22 protein-coding genes and 2 pseudogenes are annotated in these 25,603 nt (G+C 64.0%); 14 read left to right on the top strand and 10 right to left on the bottom strand.

Annotated features, from left to right (window positions below; translation table 11 throughout):
* Positions 1-131 precede the first annotated feature (131 nt).
* The 5 genes from dnaQ to RFM52_RS30500 form a co-directional block, all read right to left on the bottom strand.
* The gene (gene dnaQ, locus RFM52_RS30520) at positions 132-839 is read right to left on the bottom strand and encodes a DNA polymerase III subunit epsilon (protein WP_320298231.1); all 708 of its coding nucleotides are present in this window, start codon (positions 837-839) and stop codon (positions 132-134) included.
* A 542-nt stretch (positions 840-1,381) separates the two neighbouring features.
* Positions 1,382-1,966 carry a dephospho-CoA kinase gene (coaE, locus tag RFM52_RS30515; protein ID WP_320298230.1) on the bottom strand — a complete coding sequence of 195 codons (585 nt, stop codon included), beginning with the start codon at positions 1,964-1,966 and terminating at the stop codon, positions 1,382-1,384.
* The gene (locus RFM52_RS30510) at positions 1,966-2,793 is read right to left on the bottom strand and encodes a shikimate dehydrogenase (RefSeq protein WP_320298229.1); all 828 of its coding nucleotides are present in this window, start codon (positions 2,791-2,793) and stop codon (positions 1,966-1,968) included. The genes coaE and RFM52_RS30510 overlap by 1 nt, the downstream gene beginning before the upstream one ends.
* On the bottom strand, positions 2,786-3,385 hold the full coding sequence (locus RFM52_RS30505) for a Maf-like protein (RefSeq protein ID WP_320298228.1): 600 nt from the start codon (positions 3,383-3,385) through the stop codon (positions 2,786-2,788). Before RFM52_RS30505 ends, RFM52_RS30510 begins: the two co-directional genes overlap by 8 nt.
* 248 nt (positions 3,386-3,633) lie before the next feature.
* On the bottom strand, positions 3,634-4,455 hold the full coding sequence (locus tag RFM52_RS30500; protein ID WP_320298227.1) for a pyruvate, water dikinase regulatory protein: 822 nt from the start codon (positions 4,453-4,455) through the stop codon (positions 3,634-3,636).
* A 401-nt stretch (positions 4,456-4,856) separates the two neighbouring features.
* Between RFM52_RS30500 and hemE the strand changes: the two genes are divergently transcribed.
* The 3 genes from hemE to rho all read left to right on the top strand — a co-directional run bounded on the left by hemE (position 4,857) and on the right by rho (position 7,915).
* Positions 4,857-5,885 carry a uroporphyrinogen decarboxylase gene (hemE, locus tag RFM52_RS30495; protein WP_320298226.1) on the top strand — a complete coding sequence of 343 codons (1,029 nt, stop codon included), beginning with the start codon at positions 4,857-4,859 and terminating at the stop codon, positions 5,883-5,885.
* Positions 5,882-6,418 (top strand): protoporphyrinogen oxidase HemJ, encoded by a 537-nt coding sequence (gene hemJ, locus RFM52_RS30490; protein ID WP_320298225.1) that lies wholly within the window; start codon positions 5,882-5,884, stop codon positions 6,416-6,418. Before hemE ends, hemJ begins: the two co-directional genes overlap by 4 nt.
* Before the next feature lie 231 nt (positions 6,419-6,649).
* Complete coding sequence (rho, locus tag RFM52_RS30485) at positions 6,650-7,915, top strand: transcription termination factor Rho (RefSeq protein ID WP_320298224.1); 1,266 nt, start codon at positions 6,650-6,652, stop codon at positions 7,913-7,915.
* 203 nt (positions 7,916-8,118) lie between these two features.
* Here the strand turns inward: rho and RFM52_RS30480 are convergent, their stop codons facing one another.
* A complete protein-coding gene (locus RFM52_RS30480) occupies positions 8,119-10,134 on the bottom strand; it encodes a thioredoxin domain-containing protein (protein ID WP_320298223.1) in 2,016 nt (671 codons plus the stop codon).
* Positions 10,135-10,199: 65 nt separating this feature from the next.
* Between RFM52_RS30480 and mnmE the strand changes: the two genes are divergently transcribed.
* The 5 genes from mnmE to RFM52_RS30455 all read left to right on the top strand — a co-directional run bounded on the left by mnmE (position 10,200) and on the right by RFM52_RS30455 (position 15,946).
* The gene (gene mnmE, locus RFM52_RS30475; RefSeq protein WP_320298222.1) at positions 10,200-11,507 is read left to right on the top strand and encodes a tRNA uridine-5-carboxymethylaminomethyl(34) synthesis GTPase MnmE; all 1,308 of its coding nucleotides are present in this window, start codon (positions 10,200-10,202) and stop codon (positions 11,505-11,507) included.
* Positions 11,508-11,665: 158 nt separating this feature from the next.
* Complete coding sequence (gene mnmG, locus RFM52_RS30470; protein WP_320298221.1) at positions 11,666-13,540, top strand: tRNA uridine-5-carboxymethylaminomethyl(34) synthesis enzyme MnmG; 1,875 nt, start codon at positions 11,666-11,668, stop codon at positions 13,538-13,540.
* Complete coding sequence (rsmG, locus tag RFM52_RS30465; RefSeq protein ID WP_320298220.1) at positions 13,537-14,172, top strand: 16S rRNA (guanine(527)-N(7))-methyltransferase RsmG; 636 nt, start codon at positions 13,537-13,539, stop codon at positions 14,170-14,172. Before mnmG ends, rsmG begins: the two co-directional genes overlap by 4 nt.
* Before the next feature lie 17 nt (positions 14,173-14,189).
* On the top strand, positions 14,190-14,987 hold the full coding sequence (locus tag RFM52_RS30460; protein ID WP_320298219.1) for a ParA family protein: 798 nt from the start codon (positions 14,190-14,192) through the stop codon (positions 14,985-14,987).
* Positions 14,988-15,052: 65 nt separating this feature from the next.
* A complete protein-coding gene (locus RFM52_RS30455; protein ID WP_320298218.1) occupies positions 15,053-15,946 on the top strand; it encodes a ParB/RepB/Spo0J family partition protein in 894 nt (297 codons plus the stop codon).
* A 288-nt stretch (positions 15,947-16,234) separates the two neighbouring features.
* On the opposite strand, the pseudogene RFM52_RS30450 reads toward RFM52_RS30455, so the two are convergent.
* Positions 16,235-16,515 (bottom strand): annotated as a pseudogene (locus tag RFM52_RS30450) (GIY-YIG nuclease family protein).
* Positions 16,516-16,814: 299 nt separating this feature from the next.
* Between RFM52_RS30450 and RFM52_RS30445 the strand changes: the two are divergent.
* Entirely contained in the window at positions 16,815-17,474 is a 660-nt protein-coding gene (locus RFM52_RS30445) for a DUF1326 domain-containing protein (RefSeq protein ID WP_430699296.1), read from the top strand.
* 31 nt (positions 17,475-17,505) lie between these two features.
* Positions 17,506-18,288 (top strand): DUF2182 domain-containing protein, encoded by a 783-nt coding sequence (locus RFM52_RS30440; protein WP_320298217.1) that lies wholly within the window; start codon positions 17,506-17,508, stop codon positions 18,286-18,288.
* A 125-nt stretch (positions 18,289-18,413) separates the two neighbouring features.
* Here RFM52_RS30440 and RFM52_RS30435 read toward each other — a convergent pair.
* From RFM52_RS30435 to RFM52_RS30425, 3 genes and pseudogenes are all read right to left on the bottom strand, one after another.
* A pseudogene (locus RFM52_RS30435) lies at positions 18,414-18,693 on the bottom strand (GIY-YIG nuclease family protein).
* Between the two features lie 183 nt (positions 18,694-18,876).
* Positions 18,877-19,923, bottom strand: a complete 1,047-nt coding sequence (gene holA, locus RFM52_RS30430) for a DNA polymerase III subunit delta (protein WP_320298216.1) — start codon at positions 19,921-19,923, stop codon at positions 18,877-18,879.
* A gap of 96 nt (positions 19,924-20,019) precedes the next feature.
* Positions 20,020-20,283, bottom strand: a complete 264-nt coding sequence (locus tag RFM52_RS30425; RefSeq protein WP_320298215.1) for a hypothetical protein — start codon at positions 20,281-20,283, stop codon at positions 20,020-20,022.
* Between RFM52_RS30425 and RFM52_RS30420 the strand changes: the two genes are divergently transcribed.
* The 4 genes from RFM52_RS30420 (at position 20,254) to lpdA (ending at position 25,523) form a co-directional block, all read left to right on the top strand.
* A complete protein-coding gene (locus tag RFM52_RS30420; protein ID WP_320298214.1) occupies positions 20,254-21,486 on the top strand; it encodes a 3-methyl-2-oxobutanoate dehydrogenase (2-methylpropanoyl-transferring) subunit alpha in 1,233 nt (410 codons plus the stop codon). The genes RFM52_RS30425 and RFM52_RS30420 overlap by 30 nt on opposite strands.
* Positions 21,487-21,488: 2 nt before the next feature.
* Entirely contained in the window at positions 21,489-22,502 is a 1,014-nt protein-coding gene (locus RFM52_RS30415) for an alpha-ketoacid dehydrogenase subunit beta (protein WP_320298213.1), read from the top strand.
* A gap of 15 nt (positions 22,503-22,517) precedes the next feature.
* Positions 22,518-23,819, top strand: coding sequence for a dihydrolipoamide acetyltransferase family protein (locus tag RFM52_RS30410; RefSeq protein WP_320298212.1), 1,302 nt, complete (start codon positions 22,518-22,520; stop codon positions 23,817-23,819).
* A 306-nt stretch (positions 23,820-24,125) separates the two neighbouring features.
* Positions 24,126-25,523: a dihydrolipoyl dehydrogenase gene (gene lpdA / locus RFM52_RS30405; RefSeq protein ID WP_320298211.1), complete on the top strand. Its 1,398-nt coding sequence runs from the start codon at positions 24,126-24,128 to the stop codon at positions 25,521-25,523.
* The last annotated feature ends 80 nt before the right edge of the window (positions 25,524-25,603 follow it).

Raw genomic sequence — 25,603 nt, 5'->3', positions numbered from 1 at the left:
AACGGTTACAGAATTCTGTACCGCTGCGCTCTATGGCAGAGGTCGCGGCATGGATACTCGGGTCAAGCCCGAGTATGACGACGTCACGAGGGGTTCTGCCATTCTCCAACGTCGGCGCTTCAGCACCCCGCTCAGCCCGCGGTCGCCACCTTCAGCCACAGCGCCTTTTCGCCGAGCGTCGTAACCAGCCCGGCATGCGCCGCGCGGTCCGTTTCGCTCAACCGTGGCGGCAGGGCGATCGGCCTTGCGCCGATCGAGATGTCGATATCGGCCACCTCGCCGTTGCCGTTCATTTGCACCGCCACGGCCTCCAGCACCAGCGCCGCCTGCTTGCCGCCGATGAGCTCGATATAGACCTCGGCCAGCAGTTCGGAGTCGAGCAGCGCGCCGTGCTTGGTGCGGCGGGTGTTGTCGATGCCGTAGCGCCGGCAGAGCGCGTCCAGCGAATTCGGCCCCATCGGATGCTTGCGGCGCGCCAGCGCCAGCGTGTCGACCACGCGGCCGGGATCGATGGCGGCCTGCTCGAGCCGGCTGAATTCGAGGTTGAGGAAGCCGATATCGAAAGTGGCGTTGTGGGCGATCAGCTTGGCGCCGTCGGTGAAGTCCAGCCATTCCTGGGCGATTTCGGCGAAGGTCGGCTTGCCGACAAGGTCGGCGGCGCTGATGCCGTGCACGGCCTGCGCCTCGGCGTGGATGGCGCGCCCCTGCGGATTGATGAATTTGTGGAAGGTGCGGCCGGTCGGGAAGCGGTTGACCAGTTCGACGCCGCCGAGCTCGATGATGCGGTCGTCGCGCAAATCAAGGCCGGTGGTTTCCGTATCGAAGATGATCTCACGCATTCGAATCAGCAGGTCTTGGCGAATCAGTTGTTTTTGGCACGGGTAGCATCGTGCTTCGGCGAAAAATGGCAATGCCGGCTGCTGACAGCAAGAGTCAGGAGGACGGTGTGTCCGCCTTATCCCCAGAGCATGATGCCGAAAAGTGTGAAGCGGTTTTCGGACAACATCATGCTTCCTCAACACAGTGATTTTGAAAGATTGCAGACTTGTCGGGTTAGGCCATCAACGTCGGTTTGGGGTAGTCAGCGCAAACGCTGGCGATGAGCTGAAGGCTCTGAACCTCGTCATTCCAGGGCGGAGCAAGGAGCGAAGCGACGCGCGCAGACCCTGGAATCCATGCCGTGACCTGGACCGAAGTGTGCAACGGCACAGAATTCTGGACCGCCGCGGCGCTTCCAAGTCACGGCATGGATCCTCGGGTCTACGCGTGTCGCTTCGCTCCTTGCTCCGCCCGTGGATGACGACCGCGATAGGCGTCTCGGCCAATCGCCAAGCCATGGTATCTACCAACGCACACGAACCAACCGGTCAGAACTTCTGTGTTAGCGTACTAACAACTCGCCAATGACGGCCTCGACCGACTTCCGCGCCGCCTCGAAGCCATTTCCGGTGTCGATGATGAAATCGGCCTGGCGGCGCTTTTCAGCGTCGGGTACCTGCTTGGCGAGGATCGACAAAAACTTCTCCTCACTCATGCCCGGCCTGGCGAGCACGCGCTCCCGCTGGATGTCGGGCGACGCGGTGACGACCACGACCTTGTCGACGCGGCTGCGCCCTCCCGTTTCGAACAGCAGCGGGATGTCGAGCACGGCGAGCCGCGCGCCGGCGGCGCGGTGCTTGGCCAGGAACGCATCGGCATCGGCGCGTACCAACGGGTGAATGATGGCCTCGAGCTTTCTCAGCGCTGCGGGATCGCCGAGCACTTTTCCGGCGAGCTTGACGCGATCGACCACGCCCGCCTGCGCCGTGCCCGGAAAAGCCGCCTCGACCAGGGGGGCTGCCTTGCCCGAATAAAGCCGATGCACGGTCTCGTCGGAATCATGCACCGGCACGCCGGCCTCGGCGAACATCTTGGCCGTCGTCGACTTGCCCATGCCGATCGATCCGGTGAGGCCGAGCACGATCATCAATGGCCCTCGATGTCGGCGACGATCATGCTTCGCAGCTCGGGCGTGACGTCGGGCTTCCTGCCGAACCAGCGCTCGAAGCCAGGCACAGCCTGATGCAGCAGCATGCCGAGCCCGTCGACGGTTTTCAGGCCCCGCGCCCTGGCGGCGGCGAGCAAAGGCGTCTCCAGCGGCACATAGACAATGTCGGTGACGATGGCGTGGTCCGGCAACGCGCCCGGATCGGCGGCCAAGGTCTCGTTGCCATGCATGCCGAGCGAGGTGGTGTTGATGAGCAGGCCGGCATCGCCGAGCAGCTCACCGAGCGCATCGGCGCCATGCACCGAGGCGCCAAAATGGCGCCCGAGTTCCTCCGCGCGGGCCAGCGTCCGGTTGACGATGCGGATGTCCCTCACCGCGCGCTCCTTCAGCGCATGGATGACCGCGCGGGAAGCGCCGCCGGCGCCGAGCACCACGGCCGGACCGTTGGCCGCCCAGCCCGGCGCATACTGGTCGAGGTTGGCGGCAAAGCCGTAACCGTCGGTGTTGCCGCCCCACAGGACGCCTTCCTCGAACCACAATGTGTTGACCGCGCCGATCGCGTCGGCCGCGTGATCGCGGCGGGCGACGCCGGCGAAGGCCGCCTCCTTGTGCGGGATGGTGACATTGCCGCCGCGAAAACCATTGTCGCCAAGCGCTTTCAGGAAGGACGCGAAATCATCCGGCGCGACGTCGATCGCTTCATAGCTGCCGTCGATGCCGTATTGCGCCAACCAGTAGCCGTGGATCTTCGGCGAGCGCGAATGGGCGATCGGATGTCCGGTAACGAAGGCCTTTTTCTCAGCCATCGATGGCCCCCAGTTCGCGCAGCTCCTTAAGCACCGCCAGGAGCGGCAGGCCGACGATGGTGAAGTAGTCGCCCTCGATCTTCTCGAACAGCTGGATACCTTCGCCCTCGATCTGGTAGGCGCCGACGCTGGTCAGCGCCTTGGCGCCGACCAGCGCCAGATGCCGGCCGATGAAAGCGGGATCGAGCTTGCGCATGGTGAGGCTCACGACGCCGACATGGCGCCACAGCACCGCGCTGTCGCGGCAAAGCACGGCGGCGCTGTTCAGCTGATGCGTCTTGCCCGAAAGCGCGAGCAGATGGCGACGCGCGCCTTCCATGTCGGCGGGCTTATGGAAGATCTCGTCGCCCAACGACAGCGTCTGGTCGCAGCCGAGCACCAGCGCGCCCGGCCTGCGCTCGCTGACCTCGGTCGCCTTGGCCTCCGCCAGGATCGACGCGACGTCCTCCGGCGAGACGCCGCTGTCCTTCAGCGGAGCCTCGAGCGCGCGCTCATCGACATCGGCCGGCACCGCCTCGATGTCGAGGCCGGCATTGACGAGCATCGCCTTGCGGTAGGGACTGCCCGAAGCGAGGATGATTTTTTCAGCCATGATGGTTCACCCAACGGTTGCGATCCGTCCAGCACCCCTCATCCGTCTCGGCGCTATCGCGCCGATCCACCTTCTCCCACAAGGGGAGAAGGAAAGTCCTGCGCTGACGCCGCTACAAATCGCCACCTGGTGGTATTTGCGGGACGCCGGCGCCGCGTTCTTCCTTCTCCCCTTGTGGGAGAAGGTGGCCGAGCGAAGCTCGGTCGGATGAGGGGTGCTGGACGGAGTGCCCACTTATATCGCTTGCCCTACCGTGTCTTTCCCCGCAGGGCAACGATCGCGGCCGCCGTTTCCTCGATGGAGCGGCGGCTGACGTCGATCATCGGCCAGCCATGTCTCGTGCAGAGTTGGCGCGCATAGGCGAGCTCCTCGTTGATCGCGGCACGATCGACATAGTCGGTCGACACATAGGGGGCGGTGTTGCCGAGGATGCGGTTTTGCCTCACATGAGAGATGCGCTCGGCCGTGGCGATCAGGCCGACGACCAAGGGCGTCTTGGCGGCGATCAGGCTTTCGGGCAGCGGCACGCCGAGCACGATCGGGATGTTGGCGGTCTTGATGCCGCGATTGGCGAGATAGATTGAGGTCGGCGTCTTCGAGGTGCGCGAAATGCCGATCAGCACGATGTCGGCATCGTCCATATTGGCCGGCAGTTGGCCGTCATCATGCTCCATGGTGAAGTTCAACGCATCGATGCGGCGGAAATATTCGGCGTCGAGCACGTGCTGGGCGCCGACGCGGCGGCCGGCGGGCGTGCCGAGATAGGACTGGAAGACGGTAAGCACCGGTTCCAGCACCGAGACGCAAGGCAGGCCCATCGCCGCGCAGCGCTCGTCGATCGAGCGCGCCAGCTTCTGGTCGACCACCGTATAGAGAATGATGCCGGGCTCCTCCTCGATGTCCTCGAAGACCTTGGCGATCTGCTTTTCCGTGCGGATCAGCGGATAGATGTGCTCGATGGCACGGGCATCCTTGTACTGGGCGGATGCAGCGCGGCCGGCCGCCAGCAGCGTCTCGCCGGTGGCGTCGGAGATCAGATGCAGATGGAAGAAGCTCTGAGGTTTGTTCACAGGGGATGGGTCCAGGCTGTGGGCAATTGTGGACAAGGCTGGGTGAGCAGGCCTTGGGTCGGGAGGCGACTGTATCAGATGGCCGCTTGTCCACAATTCGACCCGCTGTAGGCTTTGTCGCGGCGCTGGGGACAAAACTGGGGATCAACTTTTCCTGGCCGGTTTCATCCACAGCACGGAGTTTGGAACGAAAAGCTCAAGCTTTTGACTCCAAAGCTAGAATCCGCTTCGTCCCCAGATCCCTCCAAATTGCGAAAGCGAGTACGCGACAATATGCTGACTGGCCTTTTCGGCCCGCAGGCTGGACAGGTCGCAATCATCACAACCAACAGACTCTTAGAATCAGAAGACTCTTTTAAAATAGATATTTGATTTAGAGGGACTGGAGAGGGCAGCGCTGGATGGCTGGGAAACGGATCATGCTGGACGTCCTCAAGGGCGAAGCGGTTTCACCGCCGCCGCTCTGGATGATGCGCCAGGCGGGCCGCTATCTTCCGGAATATCGTGAGACAAGGAAGCGAGCGGGATCCTTCCTCGATCTCTGCTACGATCCGGACCTCGCGGTCGAGGTGACGCTGCAGCCGATCGAGCGCTTCGGCTTCGACGCCTCGATCCTGTTTTCCGATATCCTTGTCGTGCCCAATGCCTTGGGGCGGGATGTTCGCTTCGAAGAGGGCCGCGGACCGATCCTGAAGCCGATCTCGGCATCGGAGATTCCGGCGCTGAACGGCGACATGTTTCACGTGAATCTCCAACCGGTCTACGAGACCGTGCGCCGGCTGCGCGCCAAACTGCCCGACGAGACCACGCTGCTCGGCTTCTGCGGCGCGCCCTGGACGGTGGCGACTTATATGATTGCCGGGCACGGCACGCCCGACCAGGGCCCTGCCCGGCTTTTCGCCTATCGCGAGCCCGAGGCCTTCGGACAGCTTCTGAAGATTCTGGCCGACCATTCGGCTGCCTATCTCATCCGCCAGATCGAAGCCGGCGCCGATGCGGTGCAGATTTTCGATTCCTGGTCGGGCGTGCTGGACGAGCCGTCCTTCGAGGCCTTCTGCGTCGAGCCGGTGGCCGAGATCGTGCGGCAGGTGAAGGCGGTTCACCCCGGCGTGCCGGTGATCGGTTTTCCGAAGGGCGCCGGTGAGCGTTATCGCGACTATAGGGCAAAGACCGACATCACCGGCCTCGGCCTCGACTGGACCGTGCCGCTGTCGATGGCGAAGGAACTGCAGCGCGACGGAGCGGTGCAAGGCAATCTCGATCCGCTGCGCCTGGTTGCCGGCGGCAAGGCGCTGGCCGACGGCGTCGATGCGATCTTGAGGACTTTGGGTGGTGGGCCGCTGATCTTCAACCTCGGCCACGGCATCACGCCGGAAACGCCGGTGGCGCATGTCGAGGCGATGGTGAAAATGGTGAGGAGCCGGCGATGAGCAATGTGGGCAACGAGAATAGCACCGGCCAGGCGATGATGCGCATGGTGGTCGGCATTGTCGTGCTCGTCGTGCTGACGGCGCTGCTCTATTTCGTGGCGGGCGACGGCTTCTATCCCTGGGCCAAGGCGATCCATGTGATTGCCGTCATCGCCTGGATGGCCGGCATGCTCTATCTGCCGCGGCTCTTCGTCTATCACGTCGATGCCGTGAAAAGCTCGGTGCAATCCGAGACCTTCAAGGTGATGGAGCGCCGGCTGCTCAGGGGCATCATCAATCCGGCGATGATCGTGACCTGGGTGTTCGGCCTGTGGATGGCCTGGAAGATCTTCCATTTCGAAGGCGGCTGGCTGCACGCCAAGATCGCGCTGGTGCTCGTCTTGTCGGGCCTGCACGGCTATCTCGCCGCCGCGGTCAGGAAATTTGCCGAGGACAAGAATGAAAAACCGGCGCGGCACTGGCGGATCGTCAACGAGATCCCCACATTGCTGATGATCGCCATCGTCATCCTGGTCGTCGTGAAGCCGTTCTAGATCGTGAGCATGATCTTTTCCGAAAACCGGTTCCCACTTTTCGGGATCATGCTTTAGGCTTCCCCGTCAGGCTGGGACCCCGCAAAAGGCGGCTTGCTCTTTCAGGCGACCGACGATAAAAGACGGGTCTTCCTTCCCGTCATGCGCCGCCCCTTTACTCGCTTTCGGCCGCGCCCGGCATTTGTCGTATTCAGCCGATTTTCTCCCCAAAGCCTACCCAGAGTCTATCTAATGCAAGAAATGAAACTCGCAGAGTTCAAGAACAAGAAGCCGCCAGAGCTGATCGCTTATGCCGAGACGCTCGAGGTGGAGAACGCCAGCGTCATGCGCAAGCAGGAGCTGATGTTCGCGATCCTGAAGAAGCTCGCCGCCCAGGACATCGAAATCATCGGCGACGGTGTGGTCGAGGTGCTGCAGGACGGCTTCGGCTTCCTGCGCTCGGCCAACGCCAACTACCTGCCGGGTCCCGACGACATCTATATCTCGCCGTCGCAGATCAGGCGCTTTTCGCTCAAGACCGGCGATACGGTCGAAGGACCGATCCGCAGCCCGAAAGAGGGCGAGCGCTATTTTGCGCTGCTCAAGGTCAACACCATCAATTTCGACGATCCCGAAAAGATCCGTCACAAGATCCACTTCGACAATCTGACGCCGCTCTACCCGACCAAGCGGCTGAAGATGGAGATCGACAATTCGACCTCCAAGGACATCTCGCCGCGCGTGATCGATCTGGTCGCGCCGATCGGCAAGGGACAGCGCGCGCTGATCAACGCGCAGCCACGCACCGGCAAGACGGTGCTGATGCAGAACATTGCCCATTCGATCACCGCCAACCATCCGGAATGCTACCTGATCGTGCTCCTGATCGATGAGCGTCCGGAGGAAGTGACCGACATGCAGCGCTCGGTGAAGGGCGAGGTGATCTCCTCGACCTTCGACGAGCCGGCGGCGCGCCACGTGCAGGTCGCCGAAATGGTGATCGAGAAAGCCAAGCGCCTGGTCGAGCACGGCCGCGACGTCGTCATCCTGCTCGATTCGATCACGCGCCTCGGCCGCGCCTACAACACCGTGGTGCCGTCATCCGGCAAGGTGCTGACCGGCGGTGTCGACGCCAACGCGCTGCAGCGCCCGAAGCGTTTCTTCGGCGCCGCCCGCAACATCGAGGAAGGCGGTTCGCTGACCATCATCGCGACCGCGCTGATCGATACCGGCAGCCGCATGGACGAAGTCATCTTCGAAGAGTTCAAGGGCACCGGCAACTGCGAAATCCAGCTCGACCGCAAGGTGGCCGACAAGCGCATCTATCCGGCGATGGACATCCTCAAGTCGGGCACCCGCAAAGAAGACCTGCTGGTGCCGCGCGCGGACCTGCAGAAGATCTTCGTGCTGCGCCGCATCCTGGCGCCGATGGGCACGACTGACGCGATCGAGTTCCTCATCGACAAGCTCAAGCAGACCAAGACCAACGCGGATTTCTTCGAATCGATGAATACGTGATCGGGGCTACCCTCCCCGTTGTGGGAGGGCGCGGTTCGCGAAGCGCTCCCCTTCTCCCCTTGTGGGAGAAGGGGATCGGCGCGCAGCGCCGAGACGGATGAGGGGTGTTCCAGCGGAGTGAGACGCTGGCTTTCCCTGGAGCACCCCTCATCCGTCGCCTTCGGCGACACCTTCTCCCACAAGGGGAGAAGGAAAAAAAGGCGCTATCGCCGCAACAGCTTCTCCAACGCACCCGCATCCGTCACCACCGGCAGGCATACCTGCCCGCTGCAGAACCAGGCGCCTGGCTTGTCCGTCGGCGGCAGCACCCCGCCCGGCAGCAGTGGTCGATTCGCTTCCGTACCGATCGCCACCACGATATCGACCCGGCGCGGGTCCGGATTCCGATTCGTAACCGGAACGAGGCTTGAAGACTCAGGCTTGTCTATAATGACGAGCTTCAATGGCCCGAGCGCCAGCGCGCAGGCATTGACGATACCGGCCTGGCCATAGGCCTGTTGAGACGCGCGGCCCATGGCGTGTTCGGCGGTGGTCCAGGCCTTTTCCCAGAGATCGAGGTCGCCGGTGAGGGACGACAGCCGCACCAGCGCCTCGACGATCTGGCTGGTCGCCGAGGGAATTGCCTCATCGACATCGCCGCGGATGCGGATCGGAACGTCGCCGCTGTCCGACGCCGTCAGCCAGTAGCCGGTCTTGTCGCCGTCCTGGTGCCAGCGGTCGAGTTCGCCGATGAACTCCAGGGCGCGATCGGAATAGGCCGGATCGCCGGTCGCCTCGAACAGCGCGATCGCCGCGTTGGTCATGGCGGCGTAATCGCTCGACAGCGCCGGAAAGAGTTTCTTGGCGCCAAGCATGGAATGCGGCAAGCGGCCGCCCTGGCTCGCGCCAACAATATAGGCGAAGGCTCTTGCGGCGGCATCGATCCAGTCGCGCCTGCCAAGCGCGCGGCCCGCCTCGGCAAGTGCGGCGATCATCAGCCCGTTCCAGTCGGTGAGCGCCTTGCCGTCGCGGCCTGGCCTGACGCGTTGTTCGCGGACGGCCAGTAGCTTGGCCTTCAGCGGCACGAGCTGGCCATAGTCGGCGATGCCTTGGCTTTGCTGCGCCGCGCTCTGGCGAATGATCGGCTTGCCTTCCCAGCCATGCGGCGCGGCGAGCTCGAAATAGCGGAAGAAGGTCGGGGCATCGTCGCCGAGCGCGGTTTCGATCTCCTCGCGGCTCCAGGTGTAAAAAAGCCCCTCCTCGCCGTCGCTGTCGGCGTCGAGGCTGGCCGCGAAGGCGCCGTCTTCGACCAGCATCTCGCGCAGCAGCCAGCCGACGGTCTCTTCGATTCGCACCCGGAACAAGTCGTTGCCCGTGGCGGCATAGGCCCAGTTGCACAGGCGGATGAGCTGGGCGTTGTCGTAAAGCATTTTCTCGAAATGCGGAACCAGCCATTCGGCGTCGGTCGAATAGCGGCTGAGGCCGCCGCCGACATGATCGTAGATGCCGCCGGCGAGCATCTTTTCGAGGCTGAGGAGCACCGCGTCGCGATGTCTCGCCTGGCCGTCGCGCAGCCAGGACAGCCAAAGCGTGTGCATGAACGGCGCGTTGGGAAACTTTGGCGCGCCCTTCAAGCCGCCGAGATCGCGGTCGATCATGCCGTCGATCCGGCCGGCAAGATCGGCGAGCCCGTCGCGGTCGAGAACAGCCTTGCCCTTCGTGCCGGCCAGCCGCTGCTCGACATGGGCGGTCAGCCCGTCGGCGCTTTCGGCGAGGCTCTGCTGCTTTTCGCGCCAGGCCTTGTCGATCGCCTCAAGCACCTGGATGAAGCCAGGCCTCCCGTAACGCGCCTCGCGCGGGAAATAGGTCCCGCCCCAGAAAGGCTTGCCGTCGGGCGTCAGGAACATGGTCAATGGCCAGCCGCCCTGCTCGCCCATGGCGTGCAGCGCGGCCATATAGATCTGGTCGATGTCCGGCCGCTCCTCGCGATCGACCTTGATATTCACGTAGAGCCGGTTCATGACGGCCGCCACGGCGTCGTTCTCGAAGCTTTCATGCGCCATGACATGGCACCAATGGCAAGCGGCGTAGCCGATAGAGAGCAGGATCGGCCGCTGGAGCTCCTTCGCTTCGGCAAGGGCCGCGGGCGACCAGCCGCGCCAATGCACGGGATTGTCGCTGTGCTGCTGCAGATAGGGGCTGGCCTCTTCGGCAAGCAGGTTTCGCGCGGGCAGGGTCAAGATGGGCGGGCTCGGCTCTCGGGTTTGGCAAGTTAAAGGCTAGGGCGGTTCGGTAGGTCCGGCAAATGATTTCCAGGGATTCAATTGTTGCGCTGTCAAGCGGCCGGCTGCCCGCCGGCCTTGCCGTCATCCGTATTTCCGGCTCGAAGACTCGATTCGTGGTCGAAACGATTGCGGGTGCCGTTAAGGATCGGTTTACCACGTTGCGGAGGCTCAGGGCGGCCGACGGTTCGACGATCGACCATGGCCTTGTCCTGTTCTTTCCAGGGCCCGGCAGCTTCACCGGCGAGGATGTTGCCGAATTCCATGTTCACGGCAGCCGGGCCGTCGCGGCAAGGATGCTGGAGACAATCACCCGTTTTGAGGGCGTCAGGCATGCCGAGCCCGGCGAGTTCACGCGTCGTGCCTTTCTCAACGGCAAGCTCGACCTCGTGGAGACGGAGGCATTGGCCGATCTGGTCAATGCCGAGACGGAAGCGCAGCGCCGCTTTGCCTTGCGCAACGCGGAAGGCGCGCAGAGCAAGCTTTATTCAAGCTGGCGCCGCCGGCTGATCCATGCGCGCGCCATGATCGAGGCGGAGATCGACTTCGCCGACGAAGAGGATGTGCCAGGCTCCGTTTCGGATGCGGTCTGGTCGGACGTGGCGGTGATGATCGGCGAGATCGAGCGGCATGTCGAAGGGTTCAAGGCGGCGGAGATCATTCGCGACGGCTTTGAGGTCGTCATCCTCGGTGCACCGAATGCCGGCAAGTCCAGCCTGTTCAACGCGCTGGCGAAGCGCGAAGCGGCGATCGTCACCGACGAACCGGGCACGACGCGCGATCTGCTCGAGGTCGTCATGGACCTCAACGGGCTGAAGGTTCAGATCGTCGATACGGCCGGGTTGCGGGAGGCCGCGGGCAAGGTCGAGTCGATCGGTATCGAACGGGCCAGGGCCAAGGCCGGTGAGACGGACCTGATCCTGCTTTTGGAGGACATGGCCGACCCGGTTCCCGTCGGCGAGGTTTCGAGGGGGGCTCCGTTGCTCAGGGTCGGGACGAAGTCGGATATCGCCGGAGCCGGTGCTGGCGGATATGACCTGGTGATTTCTTCGAGGGATGGCACCGGGCTCGGCGCACTTCTCGACGAGATCGGCCAGCGCGCCGCCGCGGCAGCCGGCGATGCAAGTGAAGTCCTTCCGTCAAGGCTCCGCCACGTCGAGCTTCTCAAGGAGGCGTCGGGCTTCTTGCGAGCGGCGCTGGCCGGGCATAGCCAGGAATTGCGGGCCGAGGAGTTGCGGCTGGCCGCGGACCGGCTCGGCCGGATCATTGGCGCGGTCGACGTCGAGGATCTGCTTGACGTCATCTTTTCGCAGTTCTGCATCGGTAAATGATTCACGTGAAACACAGCTGTCCCTGCCCGGAGTGACTCACGTGAAACACCCACGGATGCGCGATTTATGTTTCACGTGAAACGAGCCGGGTCTTCGTCCTTGACAGAGAGATGTCGTGGGGACATGTGTCGGCATCTCTGAAAGCGGATTCTTGGAAAATGACCAATCACTATGACGTGGTGGTGGTGGGCGGCGGCCATGCCGGCTGCGAGGCGGCGAGCGCTGCCGCGCGGGCCGGCGCCAGGACCGCGCTGGTCACGCTGCGCTTCGATACGATCGGCGTCATGTCCTGCAATCCGGCGATCGGCGGTCTCGGCAAGGGACATCTCGTGCGCGAGATCGACGCCATGGACGGGCTGATGGGCCGCATCGCCGATGCCGCCGGCATCCAGTTCCGGCTGCTCAACCGCCGCAAGGGCCCGGCCGTGCGCGGTCCCCGCACCCAAGCCGATCGCAAGCTTTATCGCTTGGCCATGCAGGAAGCGATTCGGCAGCAGAACAATCTCGACGTGGTCGAGGGTGAGGTTCTCGATCTCGAGATCGAAGACGGCCGCGTGGGCGCGGTGCTGGTTTCCGGCGATCGGCGGCTGGCCTGCGGCGCGGTGGTGCTGACCACCGGCACCTTCCTGCGCGGTCTCATCCATATCGGCGAGAGGAAGATCGTCGCCGGCCGCATGAACGAGCAGGCAAGCATGGGGTTGTCGGCGACTATGAGCCGCGCGGGTTTCAAGCTCGGACGCCTGAAAACCGGAACCCCCCCTCGCCTCGACGGCCGGACCATCGACTGGGCCTCCCTGGAAAGCCAGGCGGCCGACGAGAATCCGGTGCCGTTCTCGCTGATGACGGACGCCATCGTCAATCCGCAGATCCATTGCGGCATCACCCGCACCATGCCGGCGACGCATGAGTTGATCCGGACCAATCTCGGCCGCTCGGCCATGTATTCGGGCTCGATCGAAGGTGTCGGGCCACGCTATTGCCCGTCGATCGAGGACAAGATCGTCAAGTTTGGCGATCGCGAGGGCCATCAGATCTTCCTCGAGCCGGAAGGCCTCGACGACGACACCGTCTATCCGAACGGCATCTCGACCTCGCTGCCGGAAGACGTGCAGCTCGACATTCTGAAGACCATTCCCGGGCTGGAAAAATCGACCATGCTGCAGCCCGGTTACGCCATCGAATATGACCATGTCGACCCGCGCGAATTGAAGACGACACTGGAGACGAAGCGCGTCGCCGGCCTGTTCCTGGCCGGGCAGATCAACGGCACCACCGGTTATGAAGAGGCCGGCGCGCAAGGCCTGCTCGCCGGCATCAACGCGGCGCGGAAGGCCTCAGCCGGTGAAGAAGTCGTGCTCAGCCGCACGGAAGCCTATATCGGTGTGATGGTCGACGACCTGACCAGTCGGGGCATCGCCGAGCCGTACCGGATGTTCACCTCGCGTGCCGAGTTCCGGCTGTCGCTACGCGCCGACAATGCCGATGAGCGGCTGACGCCGCTGGCCGACAAGCTCGGCATCGTGGCCTCACCGCGGATGCAGCGGTTCGGCGAGATCGCACTGAAACTCGATCAGGCCCGCGCGCTGGCAAAATCGGTGACGCTGACGCCGAACGAAGCGGGGCGGCATGGGCTGGAGATCAACAAGGACGGCGTGCGCCGCTCGGCTTACGAGCTGCTCGCGCACCCGGGCGTCGACATGGCTTGGCTGGCACGTGTCGAGCCGCGTTTTGCTGAGCTCGACGCCAAAACGGCGGAGCGGCTCGAAACGGAAGCGAAATATTCGGTTTACCTCGATCGCCAGCAAGCCGACGTCGCGCAGATCAGGCACGAGGAGTCGCGGCTCATCCCCGAGACCATCGACTTTTCGGATGTCCCGGGACTTTCGAACGAGTTGAAGCAGAAGATGAAGACGCGCCAGCCGCGTTCGATCGCCGATGCGCAGCGCATGGAAGGCATGACGCCCGCGGCGCTTGCGATCATCGTGGCGCATGTCCGCAATGCCGAGCTCGCCGCGCGAAGGGACGTGGCGTGAGCGCCTGGGAAGATCTGCAAAAGGCGGCGGGTCCGGTTTCACGTGAAACATTCGAGCGGCTGCAGGCCTTCGAACAGCTGTTCCTGAAATGGAATCGCAGCATCAATCTGGCGGCGCCGTCGACACTGGACGACGTCTGGCGCCGCCATATCCTGGACAGCGCCCAGCTTGCGCGAATCGCGCCTGCGGCAACACGCTGGGTCGACCTCGGCTCGGGCGGCGGTTTTCCCGGATTGGTGCTGGCTTTCCTGCTGGCGGAGCGTCCGGGCGCGTCGATTGCCCTGGTTGAAAGCAACCGCAAGAAGGCTTCGTTCCTGCAATCCATCATAGGCCAGTTCGATTTGCCGGCGCGTGTCGTGGCCAAGCGCATCGATGACAGCTATGGGCTTGTTTCCACACCGGAAATCGTCACGGCGAGGGCGCTGGCGGCGCTGCCGGACCTGCTCGATCTATCGGCGCCCTGGCTGACCGAGGGGGCGCGCGCGCTGTTCCACAAAGGCCGGGATTACCGTGCCGAAGTGGAAGAAAGCACTCACCGCTGGGGTTTCGATCTGGTAGAACATTCGAGCGTGACCGACGCCGAAGGCGTCATCCTCGAAATCACCGAATTGCGCCCGGCGACCCGCAAATGAATTACTGGCATAGGCCCATGAGCACAGCACCGCGTATCATCACTGTTGCCAACCAGAAAGGCGGTGTCGGCAAGACGACGACGGCCATCAACCTGGCTACGGCATTGGCGGCCATTGGCGAGCGCGTGCTGATCGTCGACCTCGACCCGCAAGGCAATGCCAGCACCGGGCTGGGCATCGATCGCAAGGACCGCACCGTCTCGTCCTATGACGTGCTGACCGGCGAGCTCGAGTTGGAGCAGGCCGCGGTGCCGACGGCGGTGCCCGGCTTGTCCATCATACCCTCGACGCTGGACCTGCTCGGCATCGAGATGGAAATCGCCTCGGCGCCCGACCGGGTGCTCAAGTTGCGCAACGCGCTGCGCGCCGCCGCCGAGCGCTCTGCGCCGTTCGGCTATGTGCTGATCGACTGCCCGCCCTCGCTCAACCTTTTGACTTTGAATTCAATGGCGGCGGCCGATTCCGTTCTCGTGCCGCTGCAATGCGAGTTCTTCGCGCTCGAAGGCCTCAGCCAGTTGCTCGAGACCGTCGAGCAGGTGCGCAATACGATCAATCCGGATCTCACCATCCAGGGCATCGTGCTCACCATGTATGACGGACGCAACAACCTCGCCAACCAGGTGGTGCAGGATGTGCGCACCCATATGGGCGACAAGGTGTACGAGACGATCATCCCGCGCAATGTGCGGGTTTCCGAGGCGCCATCCTACGGCAAGCCAGCGATCCTCTATGACCTGAAGTGCTCGGGCAGCCAGGCCTATCTGCAGCTCGCCTCCGAGGTGATCCGCCGCGAGCGCAAGCTGCGCGCCGCCTGAGCCACGCCCTTTGCGGCAGCCTGGTTAACTAGCCGATTCGATTCCGAAACGATCTGGACAATATAATGAGCGAAGACCAATCAAGAAAAAGACTGGGCCGCGGCCTCGCAGCGCTGATCGGGGAAATCGATCGTCCGGCGGCGCCGGAAAAGCCGAGCGCCGTGGTAGCGGCGGACGGCAAGGTGCCGATCGAGTTCGTCAGCCCGAACCCGAAGAACCCGCGCCGGCATTTCGGCGATGCCGAGCTCACCGATCTCGCGCAGTCGATCCGCGAGCATGGCGTGGTGCAGCCGGTGGTGGCGCGCCCCTCGCCGTCGCAACCCGGCCGCTACGAAATCATCGCCGGCGAGCGGCGCTGGCGGGCGGCGCAGCGCGCCGGCCTGACCGAGATCCCGCTGATCGTGCGCGACGTCAACGACCGCACCGCGCTGGAACTGGCGATCATCGAAAACGTGCAGCGCGCCGATCTCAATCCGGTCGAGGAAGCGCAAGGCTATCAGCAGCTGATCGACGAGCATGGCTACACGCAGGCCGATCTCGGCCAGGTGATCGGCAAGAGCCGCAGCCATGTCGCCAACACGCTGCGGCTGTTGAAGCTGCCCAATGTCATCCACGACATGCTGGTCGACGGCGATCTGTCGGCCGGTCATGCCCGCACGCTGGTGACGGCGCAAGACCCGGCCGGGCTAGCCAAGCGTATCGTCAAAGAAGGGCTTTCGGTGCGCCAGGCGGAGGCGCTGGCGCAGATGCCCGCCGGCCCGACGCCGGCCAAGACCAAGACCGCGGCAGGCGCGCCGGACAAGGACCCCGACACGCTGGCGCTCGAGAAGCTGATGACCGACACGCTCGGCATGATCGTCAGCATCGAGCATAAGGCCAAGGGCGGCTCGCTGAAGGTTAGCTATCGCTCGCTCGACCAGCTCGATGAGCTCTGCCGGCGGCTGAAGGACGAGCGGTAGGCGGTTGGGGTGTAACGGTATTTGGTTGAAATATCAGGTTTCGGCTTAAGGTTGGATACGCCTGATATATTAGTGATAGACAGAAAGGGCTGGCGATGCGCCGGCCTTTTTTTGTTTGGCGATGGTGAAGGTGGCGACTTCTCTCTCGGGAAAGATGCCGGCAAGGCATAGTGGGTGCGAAGGCCAACATTTCCTTTGTCATTCTAGGGCGGAGCAAGGAGCGAATCGACGCGCGCAGACCCTAGAATCCATGCCGTGACGCCCGAGCGCTGCGACGGTTCAGAACGTTCACCAGCCAATTCCGCGAAACAGCTCGAACACTCCGGATTGCTCTTCTCGATGAGTTCGATCTTCCATTTCCGCGGCCAGCGCCTCAATGACGTCGCACGCTGGATGGCGTCGGTGATGTCGAAATCATACCAGACCAGACGCTGCACACCGTAACGGCTGGTGAAGCTGGAGCCTTGGCCTGTCTTGTGCACGGGCATCCGACGAGCGAGGTCGTTGGTGACGCCGATATAGATCGTGCCGCCTTTCTGGCTTGTGGTCATGTAGACGTAGCCTGTCATGCTGCGATCTTAGTTGGCACCGTCGTCAACGGCTATTCTGGACGGTTGCATTCTACGGCCAATGTCACGGCATGGATTCTAGGGTCTGCGCGCGTCGCTTCGCTCCTTGCTCCGCCCTAGAATGACGAAGAATAGGTCGGCATTCCTTCACGCGATGCCTGCAACTTGACAGTGCCGGGCATCGGCGTAACCTGCATTAGATACAGCTAAACTATATATGCCCTGGCGTGCCGAGCAGTCGCAATGTCGGGCTATATGCCGTTTGTATGATGCGAACGGCGCTACCTCGCCAAAGCGACATGCCGACGCGTCCGACACAATGGGAGGCGCAAATGGCAGTCCGTTGGCAGTTATCCGGCAGTTACTTCGAGAATTGCAGCTGCGATGTCGTATGTCCCTGTCTGCTGTCCACCAATCCGCAGCTGACATCGAAGCCGACGAAAGGCATTTGCGACGTCGCTTTGGTTTTTCATATCGATAAGGGCAATTTCGGCGACGTTCGCCTGGATGGCCTAAGCGTCGCGATGGTCGCTCAGACGCCAGGTCCGATGGCGGAAGGCAATTGGACGGCGGCCGCCTATATCGACGACCGTGCGGATGACCCGCAAACGGAAGCGCTAGGCGCCATCTTCACCGGCGCCGCGGGTGGCCCGATGGCTGCCTTCGCGCCGATGATCAGCACCAATCTCGGGGCCAAGAAGGTACCGATCAGATACCAGGTCAACGACAAGAAGCGGTCGGCGGAGGTTGCCGGCGTGATGAAGCTGGCGGTCGAACCGTTGCCGACCATGCGCGAGGACGGCGAGATGTGGGCGGCCACCGGCCATCCCGTCAATCCCGACTGGCTCGGCCTGGCGGTGGGCGTGGAAGGTAACACTTTCAGCGACCATGGCATGAGTTGGGATAATTCCCGTCGAAACGCGCACTACGCTCCGATCAATTGGTCCGGGCAGCAATAGTCCCTGCCCGTAAGGCCGGACGGGCTCGTCCATGACACTGACACTGCAGCGAAACATCATTCTCGCGCTGCTGTTTGCGAGCGCCGCGGTGTCGTGGACCGTGCTCATCCGGCAGCAGGTCGGCATGGACCCGGGCATGGAAATGCACTCACCCACCATGGGCATGACGGCGCCGCTCTTTCTTGCCGTCTGGATAATCATGATGATTGCCATGATGTTTCCGACGGCCGCGCCGATGATCCTGACGTTTCACCAGGTTCAGGCGGCCAAGCGAGGGCGTGGCGGGACCTTCGTCTCCACCTGGGTGTTCGTGGCCGGCTACATGCTGGTCTGGAGCGCGATCGGCGTTCTCGCCTTTGCCGGCGCGGCAGGCGCGGAGATGCTCGGCGAGCGGATGGGCATGTCCAACGCGACCGCCGCGCGTATCGGCGGCGCGCTGCTGATCGTTGCGGGCGCTTACCAGCTCTCCCCGTTGAAGGATCTTTGCCTGGGCAAATGCCGCACGCCGATTGGTTTCATCATGACCTCATGGCACGACGGTCGCTGGGGCGCGGCACGCATGGGCATCGAGCATGGAGCCTTTTGTCTCGGCTGCTGCTGGCTGCTGTTTCTTGCCCTTTTTCCTCTCGGGATGATGAATGTCGCCGCGATGGCCGTGGTCACCCTGCTGATCTTTGCGGAAAAGACCCTCCCGGCGGGGGATCGGATAGCCAAGGTGTCGGGAGTGGCTCTGCTGCTTTACGGCGCGGCGGTGCTGGTCTTTCCACAGGCGCTGCCGACCTTCCAAGCGAGGGGTGGAATGATGATGAATTGAGCGACGAAGGCATCCGGACGCGCTCCTATTCTTCGTCATTCTAGGGCGGAGCAAGGAGCGAAGCGACGCGCGCAGACCCTGGAATCCATGCCGCGAGGCCTGAGCGCCGCCACGGTCCAGAACGCTCACCAGCCGATGCCGCGAAACAGTTCGAACCATTCCGGATTGGTCTTCTCGATAAGTTCGATCTTCCATTGGCGTGGCCAGCGCTTCAATGACGTCTCACGCTGGATGGCGTCGGTGATGTCGAAATACTCTTCGTACCAGACCAGACGCTGCACGCCGTAGCGGCTGGTGAAGCTGGAGCCTTGGCCGGTCTTGTGCTCGGCGAGCAAGGTCGTTGGTGACGCCGATATAGATCGTGCCGCCTTTCTGGCTCGCGGTCATGTAAACACAGCCTGTCATGTGGCGATCTCAGTTGGCACCATTGCCGACGACTATTCTCGACCGTTGCATTCTACGGCCAATGTCACGGCATGGATTCTAGGGTCCGCGCGCGTCGCTTCGCTCCTTGCTCCGCCCTAGAATGACGAAGCCGCCACTTCGCGCGCGAGGCCCCTTTGTCGCGACATCCCCCTCGAGGGGAGATCAGCCGCGCTGCCCCAGCCGCGCGCTCTCGATCGCGATGCCGAGCAGCGCCTGCCTGGCTAGGGCCTCCGACAGGTCAGGCCGCTTGCGCGTCTGCAGCACCGCCGTCTGCAGCCGGCCGAGGGCACGTCCAAGCGCCTCGACGTTCCAGCGCTCCAGCGTCTTTTCCACCAGCTTGCGGCGTGAGAAAAAGACGGGCGGGCGGGCGCCGGCGACGACCGAGGCGGCGTTTCGGCCGCCGCTCTCCATCTGGCCGCGCATCACCTGGATCGCCTGCAACTGACGCATCGCCGAGGACAGCACCAGGAAGGGATGGCCGCCGGACTGGCAGTGGCGGTTGAAGGCGATGTCGAAGTCGCCGACCTTGCCGTCCAGCATGGCGTCGACCGCGGCGTCGAACGACGCGCCGGAGACATCGCCCGACAGGGCGTTGACGTCGTCGACGTCGATCTCGTTGCGGCCATGCGCGTAAAGCACCAGCTTCTCGATCTCGCCGCGCGAGGCGAGGCGGTCGCCGCCGAGATTGCGGCGCAATGCCTGCCTGGCGTCCAAGGTCATCGACATGCCGGCCTTGCGCAGCTCGTCGTCGATCACCGTATCCAGGTCGCGCGCCTCGTCGGCATAGCAGGGCAGGGCGATGGCGTTGCCGGCGGCCTCGACGATGGCCCTGAGGCCCGTGCCTTTCTTCAGGTCGCCCGCCTCGATGAGGATGATCGCATCGCGCGCGGGCTCGGCAGTCAGCGCCTTGATGTCGTCGGCCAGCGCTTTCTGGCCGCTGGCATTGCGCACCCAAAGCAGCCGCCGGTCGGAAAACATCGGCACGGTGCGGGCTTCGTCAAGCAGCCGGCCCTCGTCACGGTCGACGTCCGCGCCGTCGAGCTTCACCACGGAGAAGGGGTCGTCGAGCGGCAGGCCGGTTTTCGCCGCGAAGGCTTTTGCACGCTCGGCGACAAGGCCGCGGTCGGGGCCGTAAAGCAGGACGATTGCCATGGCCGGGTCCGGCCTCGCCAGCCACGAATCGACCTCGTATCCTTTCTTCTGTGCCATGCGGGGTGAGTTAGCATGAGGCGGGGTAAGGGAACCAGCGTCTCTTCCTTCTCCCCTTGTGGGAGAAGGGAAGGCCGCGCCGACCTCGCGGCCTCCCTATTGCATTTTCTGGCGGCAATCGCCGCGCAAACTTCCGCCAAATTGCGCGCGAGCCAAAAACATCGACAAGAAATTTCGTCGCCATATCTGCATCTTGGCGCCTACGTGCCGCATCGGCTTCCAAGGCTGGCGGCCGGAGAGGACGGCCGCGCCGAGACCCGGCGAAATGGCACTGGTCTGGCGGCGCGGATGTGCAAAGATCGCACCGGCAACATTGGAGGATGTGAGCTCATGGCCGATGCTGGAATGTTGCGCTTTCATGTGCCCGAGCCGGAGGTGCGGCCCGGAGGCACGCCCGACTTCTCGAATGTGACCATTCCCAAGGCGGGCTCGGTGCCGCGCCCGGAGATCGACGTCGATCCGCGCACCATCCGCGACATGGCCTTTTCCATCATCCGGGTGCTGAACCGGGCCGGCGAAGCCGTCGGGCCATGGGCCGGGCTACTGACCGACGAAGAGCTGCTCGAAGGCCTGCGTAACATGATGACGCTGAGAACTTTCGACGCGCGCATGCAGATGGCGCAGCGCCAGGGCAAGACCTCCTTCTACATGCAGCATCTGGGCGAAGAGGCGGTGAGCTGCGCTTTTCGCAAGGCGCTCAAGCCGGGCGACATGAACTTCCCGACCTATCGACAGGCCGGTCTTCTGATCGCCGACGGCTATCCGATGGTCACGATGATGAACCAGATCTATTCCAACGAGGCCGACCCGCTGAAGGGCCGGCAACTGCCGGTGATGTACTCCTCGAAGGAGCACGGCTTCTTCTCGATCTCGGGCAATCTGGCGACGCAATATATCCAGGCCGTCGGCTGGGCGATGGCCTCGGCGATCTCCAACGATTCGCGCATCGCCGCCGCCTGGATCGGCGACGGCTCGACGGCGGAGTCCGATTTCCATTCCGCGCTGGTCTTCGCCTCGACCTACAAGGCGCCGGTCATCCTCAACGTCGTCAACAACCAGTGGGCGATCTCGACCTTCCAGGGCATTGCGCGCGGCGGTTCCGGCACGTTCGCGGCGCGCGGCCTGGGCTTCGGCATCCCGGCGCTGCGCGTCGACGGCAATGATTACCTCGCCGTGCATGCGGTGGCCAAATGGGCGGCCGAGCGGGCGCGCGCCAATCTCGGGCCGACGCTGGTCGAATATGTCACCTACCGTGCCGGCGCGCATTCGAGTTCGGACGACCCGTCCGCTTACCGACCCAAGGCCGAGTCGGACGCCTGGCCGCTTGGCGATCCTGTCATCCGGCTGAAGAACCATCTCATCCAGAAAGGCATCTGGTCCGAGGATCGGCAAACCCAGGTGGAAGCCGAGATCCTGGAGACGGTGATCGCGGCGCAGAAGGAAGCCGAAGGCCACGGCACGCTGCATGCAGGCGGCAAGCCGTCGACCCGCGACATGTTTGAGGGGCTCTATGAAGAAATGCCGCCGCATCTGAGGCGCCAGCGCCAGCAGGCGGGAGTCTGACCATGCCCAGGAAGACCATGATCGAGGCGATCCGCGATGCGCTCGACGTCTCGATGGGGCGCGACGAGCGCGTCATCGTCTATGGCGAGGATGTCGGTTTCTTCGGCGGCGTCTTCCGCGCCACGCAAGGCCTGCAGGCCAAATACGGCAGGAGCCGCTGCTTCGACGCGCCGATCAACGAATCCGGCATCGTCGGCTCGGCCATCGGCATGGCCGCTTACGGGCTGAAACCCTGCGTCGAGATCCAGTTTGCCGACTACATGTATCCGGCCTACGACCAGCTGACGCAGGAAGCGTCGCGGCTGCGCTACCGTTCGAACGGCGATTTCACCTGCCCGATCGTGGTGCGCATGCCGACCGGTGGCGGCATCTTCGGCGGCCAGACGCACAGCCAGAGCCCGGAAGCCCTGTTCACCCATGTCTCCGGCCTGAAGACGGTGGTGCCGTCCAATCCGCATGACGCCAAGGGCCTGCTGATCGCGGCGATCGAGGATCCCGATCCGGTGATCTTCCTGGAGCCGAAGCGGCTCTACAACGGCCCGTTCGACGGCCATCACGACCGTCCGGTGACGCCCTGGTCGAAGCATGCGCTGGGCGAAGTCGCCGACGGCCACTACACGATCCCGCTCGGCAAGGCGGCGATCCGCCGGCCGGGCGCAGCGGTCACGGTGCTTGCCTATGGCACGATGGTCTATGTCGCGCAGGCCGCGGCCGAGGAGACCGGCATCGACGCCGAGGTGATCGATCTCAGGACGCTGCTGCCGCTCGACCTCGACACGATCGTCGCCTCGGTGAAGAAGACCGGGCGCTGCGTCGTCGTGCATGAGGCGACGCTCACCTCCGGCTTCGGCGCCGAGCTGGTCTCGCTGGTGCAGGAGAACTGCTTCTACCACCTGGAAGCACCGGTGGCGCGGGTGGCCGGCTGGGACACGCCCTACCCGCACGCGCAGGAATGGGACTATTTCCCCGGCCCGGCGCGCGTCGGGCGCGCGCTTATTGAGACATTGGAAGCATAATGGGGGAGGCCTGAGATGGGTGAGCACGTCATCAAGCTGCCCGATGTCGGCGAAGGCGTCGCCGAGGCCGAGCTCGTCGAATGGCACGTCAAGGTCGGCGACCTCGTGCGCGAGGATACGGTTCTCGCTGCCGTTATGACCGACAAGGCAACCGTCGAGATCCCCTCGCCGGTCGACGGCGAGATTCTTTGGCTCGGCGCCGAGATCGGCGACACGGTGGCGATCGGCTCGCCGATCGTGCGGCTGAAGGTGGCCGGCGAAGGCAATGTGAAGGCCGCTGCCGCTGCAGCGCCCGAGGTGAAAGCACCGGCTGCGCCGGCCGAGGCAAAACCGGCGCCGGCCGCTGCCCCGAAAGCCTCGCCAAAGACGACCGAGACGCCGAAGACGATTGCCGCCGCGCCGAAGGCCGCGCGTCCTGCCTCCGTTTCCGGCGCGCCGCGCGCGGAAGGCGAAAAGCCGCTGGCCTCGCCCGCCGTGCGGCTGCGCGCCAGGGAGGCCGGCATCGATCTCCGTCAGGTCGTGGGCAGCGGGCCGGCCGGGCGCATCAGTCATGAGGACATCGATGCGTTCGTCGCGCGCGGTCCGCAACTGGCCCGCGCCACCGGGCTTGCCCCGAAGGACGGCGTCGAGGACATCAAGGTCGTTGGCCTGCGGCGCAAGATCGCCGAAAAGATGTCGCTCGCCAAATCGCGCATCCCGCACATCACCTATGTCGAGGAGATCGACGTCACCGCGCTGGAGGAATTGCGCGCGACGCTGAACAAGGAGAAGCGGACCGATCGCCCGAAGCTGACGCTGCTGCCTTTCCTGATGCGGGCGATGGTCAAGGCGATCGGCGAGCAGCCCAATCTCAATGCGCTGTTCGACGACGATGCCGGCATCATCCACCAGCATGAAGGCATCCATATCGGCATCGCCGCCCAGACGCCGAACGGGCTGGTCGTGCCGGTGGTCAAGCATGCCGAGGCGCGCGACCTGTGGGACTGCGCGGTCGAAGTCAACCGGCTGGCCGATGCGGCGAAGGCCGGCACGGCGAGCCGCGAGGAGCTGTCCGGCTCGACCATCACCATTACCTCGCTCGGCGCCATGGGCGGCGTGGCGACCACGCCGGTCATCAACTACCCGGAAGTGGCGATCGTCGGCGTCAACAAGATCATGGTGCGGCCGGTGTGGGACGGCACGCAGTTTATCCCGCGCAAGATGATGAACCTGTCGTCCAGCTTCGACCACCGCGTCATCGACGGCTGGGATGCCGCGGTGTTCGTCCAGCGGATCAAGGCGCTGCTCGAGACGCCGGCGCTGATCTTTGTGGATTGAGGGGATGGGGGTGGTCTCGAACGTCGCGGAGTTCCCCCTTCTCCCCTTGTGGGGTGAGAAGTGGTCCGCGCAGCGGACGAAAAGCCAATTGCTTGGCTTTTCGAGCTTCGAACGCCCTGAGCTTGCGAAGGGCCGGGTGGTGTCGCCGAAGGCGACGGATGAGGGGTGCTCCAGGGAACGCCGACGTCTCACTCCGCTGGAACACCCCTCATCCGTCTCGGCGCTATCGCGCCGATCCACCTTCTCCCACAAGGGGAGAAGGAGAAGGCGCGCCGCGACCTTCGCTATCAAGAAGAGCGTAAGCCCATGAAAGAAATCTCCTGCAAGCTGCTCGTCATCGGCGCCGGTCCGGGCGGTTATGTCTGCGCCATCCGTGCCGGCCAGCTCGGCGTCGACACGGTCATCGTCGAGGCGAGCAAGCCGGGCGGCACCTGCCTCAATGTCGGCTGTATCCCCTCCAAGGCGCTGATCCATGCGGCGGAGGAGTTTGAAAAGGTCGCGCATATGGCCGGAGGCAAGAGCCCGCTCGGCATCAACATCGCCGCTCCGACGCTCGACCTGGCGAAAACCGTCGCCTGGAAGGACGGTATCGTTAGCCGGCTCAACAGCGGTGTCGCCGGATTGCTGAAGAAGGCCAAGGTCAAGACGGTGCAGGGCTGGGCGACGTTCCGGGACGGCAAGACCGTCGAGGTCGAAACCGAGACCGGCACGCAGGTGATCCGTGCCGAGACGATCGTGATCGCCACCGGCTCGGCGCCGGTCGAATTGCCGTTCCTTCCCTTCGGAGGGCCGGTGATCTCGTCGACGGAAGCGCTGGCGCTCAGCGACGTGCCGAAGAAATTGGCGGTTGTCGGCGGCGGCTATATCGGGCTCGAGCTCGGCATGGCCTTCGCCAGGATGGGCTCTCATGTCACCGTGGTCGAAGCGTTGCCGCGCGTGCTCTCGCAATATGATGCGGAGCTGACCCGGCCGGTTCTGAAACGGCTTGGCGAGCTCGGCGTTGAGGTCATGACGGGCGCGAAAGCCAAGGGACTGTCGACCAAGGGCGACGCGCTGCTGGTCGAGACATCAGACGGCAAGAACGCCAAGATCGCCACCGACAAGATCCTGGTGACAGTCGGACGCAAGCCGCTGACCGAAGGCTGGGGCCTGGAGCAGATCGACCTCGACAGGGCCGGAAAATTCATCCGCATCGACGACCAGTGCCGCAGCTCGATGCGTGGCATCTTTGCCATCGGCGACGTCACCGGCGAGCCGATGCTGGCGCATCGCGCCATGGCGCAAGGCGAGATGGTGGCCGAGATCGCCGCCGGCCACAAAAGAAGCTGGGACAAGCGCGCCATTCCGGCGATCTGCTTCACCGATCCGGAGCTGGTCACCGCGGGTCTCACGCCGGACGAAGCGAAGGCGCTCGCCGGCGAGATCAAGATCGGCCAGTTCCCGTTCGCCGCCAATGGCCGCGCCATGACCAAGCAGGGCGAGGATGGGTTCGTGCGGATCGTCGCCCGCGCGGACAATCACCTGGTGCTGGGCATCCAGGCGGTCGGTCAGGGCGTGTCGGAACTGGCGACCGCGTTCGGCCTGGCGCTGGAAATGGGGGCGCGGCTGGAGGATATCGCCGGCACGATCCATGCGCATCCGACGCAGGGCGAAGGGTTCCAGGAAGCGGCGCTGAAGGCGCTGGGGCACGCGCTGCATATATGAGGGACTCTCCCTTCTCCCCCTGTGGGAGAAGGTGGATCGGCGCGCAGCGCCGAGACGGATGAGGGGTGTTCCAGCGGAGT

This window comes from Mesorhizobium humile (assembly GCF_033977215.1).
Classification (GTDB): domain Bacteria; phylum Pseudomonadota; class Alphaproteobacteria; order Rhizobiales; family Rhizobiaceae; genus Mesorhizobium; species Mesorhizobium humile.
Note: the sequence above shows the minus strand (reverse complement) of the source record. Positions and strands in the feature narration are given on the sequence as shown.

Bases quoted from the DNA above. Each gene is read 5' to 3' on its own strand.
- RFM52_RS30425 (WP_320298215.1), bottom strand. From the start codon at position 20,283: ATGAAAGCGCAACATTCCAGCATCGGCCATGAGCTCACATCCTCCAAT.
- hemE (WP_320298226.1), top strand. From the start codon at position 4,857: ATGGCTGGGAAACGGATCATGCTGGACGTCCTCAAGGGCGAAGCGGTT.
- coaE (WP_320298230.1), bottom strand. From the start codon at position 1,966: ATGATCGTGCTCGGCCTCACCGGATCGATCGGCATGGGCAAGTCGACG.
- RFM52_RS30415 (WP_320298213.1), top strand. From the start codon at position 21,489: ATGCCCAGGAAGACCATGATCGAGGCGATCCGCGATGCGCTCGACGTC.
- RFM52_RS30505 (WP_320298228.1), bottom strand. From the start codon at position 3,385: ATGGCTGAAAAAATCATCCTCGCTTCGGGCAGTCCCTACCGCAAGGCG.
- mnmE (WP_320298222.1), top strand. From the start codon at position 10,200: ATGATTTCCAGGGATTCAATTGTTGCGCTGTCAAGCGGCCGGCTGCCC.
- rho (WP_320298224.1), top strand. From the start codon at position 6,650: ATGCAAGAAATGAAACTCGCAGAGTTCAAGAACAAGAAGCCGCCAGAG.
- RFM52_RS30445 (WP_430699296.1), top strand. From the start codon at position 16,815: ATGCCGACGCGTCCGACACAATGGGAGGCGCAAATGGCAGTCCGTTGG.
- holA (WP_320298216.1), bottom strand. From the start codon at position 19,923: ATGGCACAGAAGAAAGGATACGAGGTCGATTCGTGGCTGGCGAGGCCG.
- mnmG (WP_320298221.1), top strand. From the start codon at position 11,666: ATGACCAATCACTATGACGTGGTGGTGGTGGGCGGCGGCCATGCCGGC.
- RFM52_RS30440 (WP_320298217.1), top strand. From the start codon at position 17,506: ATGACACTGACACTGCAGCGAAACATCATTCTCGCGCTGCTGTTTGCG.
- RFM52_RS30410 (WP_320298212.1), top strand. From the start codon at position 22,518: ATGGGTGAGCACGTCATCAAGCTGCCCGATGTCGGCGAAGGCGTCGCC.
- RFM52_RS30460 (WP_320298219.1), top strand. From the start codon at position 14,190: ATGAGCACAGCACCGCGTATCATCACTGTTGCCAACCAGAAAGGCGGT.
- lpdA (WP_320298211.1), top strand. From the start codon at position 24,126: ATGAAAGAAATCTCCTGCAAGCTGCTCGTCATCGGCGCCGGTCCGGGC.
- RFM52_RS30420 (WP_320298214.1), top strand. From the start codon at position 20,254: ATGGCCGATGCTGGAATGTTGCGCTTTCATGTGCCCGAGCCGGAGGTG.
- RFM52_RS30510 (WP_320298229.1), bottom strand. From the start codon at position 2,793: ATGGCTGAGAAAAAGGCCTTCGTTACCGGACATCCGATCGCCCATTCG.
- dnaQ (WP_320298231.1), bottom strand. From the start codon at position 839: ATGCGTGAGATCATCTTCGATACGGAAACCACCGGCCTTGATTTGCGC.
- hemJ (WP_320298225.1), top strand. From the start codon at position 5,882: ATGAGCAATGTGGGCAACGAGAATAGCACCGGCCAGGCGATGATGCGC.
- RFM52_RS30455 (WP_320298218.1), top strand. From the start codon at position 15,053: ATGAGCGAAGACCAATCAAGAAAAAGACTGGGCCGCGGCCTCGCAGCG.